The organism is Azospirillum sp. UFLA03-27, assembly GCF_059803775.1.
Genome location: NZ_JAUQTX010000489.1, coordinates 1 through 1,462, shown reverse-complemented (window position 1 = coordinate 1,462; position 1,462 = coordinate 1). Strand labels below are relative to the sequence as shown.

The window sequence follows — 1,462 nt, the reverse complement described above, 5'->3', positions numbered from 1 at the left end:
CCTCCAGCCGCCCCGGCCGCCGCCGTCTGCACGCCCGGCCCGGTCACACGCGACGTCCAGGGCGCTCCGGTGAAGACGCCCGGCGTCGATTCCTCCGCCCACAGCCACAGCACACGGGTGCCCACCGGCTGCGGCTGCGTGAAGGAGTGCAGCACCCGCTCGCAGGTCTCCCGGTCCATGTTGTGGATCGCCCGTTCGACCACCGTGTTCTCCGTCCGGGGCGCCCAGCGCGACAACAGCAGCGAGCCGAGGGCCACGCTGACCGCCACCCCGCCCAGCGAGCAAGCGACCACCAGCCGGAAACTGCTGTCGTCCTTTGCCATACCCTGCCCCCGCCGTCGATTGTCCATGCCCCCTCCGCCGACATGCTTCACCCTCCCGTCCCGTTTCGCAAGGCCGTCCGGAACGCCGAAAAGGGGGCCACGCGCGTGGCCCCCTTTCGGTCGGTCCGCCGGAGCGGAGGTTACGGGCTGGCTGCCGCGGTGACCGGACCCGTGCCCTGCTGGGCGGCGAGTTCGGCGTTGCGGGCATGGTGCCGGCGCAGCATTGGCCGCAGGACCGCGATGGCGCAGAAGGCCGCGATGAGGTCCATGGTGGCACAGATGTAGAGCACGGTCGCCCAGGTGCCGGTGGCTTCCATCAGCAGGTTGCCCAGCGGGACCAGCAGCGCCGCGACGCCCTTGGCGCAGTACAGCACGCCGTAGATCTTCGCCGCGTGCTTGGTGCCGAAGGTGTCCGCCGAGGTGGCGCTGAACAGGCTGTACACTTCGCCCCAGGCCAGGAACACCATGCCCGACAGGATCAGGAACATGATCGGGTCGTGGCCGAAGCGGCTGAGCATCAGGATGCCGATGCCTTCGAAGGTGAAGGCGATGAACATCGTCGCTTCACGGCCGATGTGGTCGGAGATGAAGCCGAACAGCGGACGGGAGATGCCGTTCATCACGCGGTCGAGCATCAGCGCGAAGGGCAGTGCCGCCATGGTGATGCCGAACAGGCTGATCGGGGCTTCCTTCACGCCCAGATCGTGGGCGATCACGCCGAGCTGGGCCACCGCCATCAGACCGCCCGAGACGGTGCAGATGAACATGACCATCATGACCCAGAAGACCGGCGTCTGCAGCGCTTCCTTGAGCGTGTAGTCACGGCGGGACTGCAGGACCTTGGTCGAGGCCTTGACCTGATCCTTCTGCGGGGCGCGCAGGAAGAAGGCGGCGGCGATGATGATCGCACCCTGCAGCAGGCCGAACCAGAAGAAGGTCGCCTGATAACCGGAGGAATGGATCATGTTGGCGATCGGCAGGATGGTCAGGGCCGAACCGGCACCGTAGCCGCCCGCGGTCAGGCCGACGGCGAGGCCGCGCTTGTCCGGAAACCACTTGATCGCGCTGTTGACGCAGGTGGCGTAGACGCAGCCGACGCCGATGCCGCCGATGGCCGAGCCGACATAGAGCATGCCGAG

At 67.8% G+C, this 1,462-nt stretch carries 2 protein-coding genes; both read right to left on the bottom strand.

Features of this window, described 5'->3' with window-relative positions; translation table 11 throughout:
• A partial coding sequence (locus Q4I23_RS32635) for a hypothetical protein (protein ID WP_498528995.1) occupies positions 1-323 on the bottom strand: 323 nt, incomplete at its 3' end.
• 140 nt (positions 324-463) lie between these two features.
• Positions 464-1,462: oxalate/formate MFS antiporter (gene oxlT / locus Q4I23_RS32630; protein WP_498528994.1), on the bottom strand; the 999-nt coding region annotated here is incomplete at its 5' end.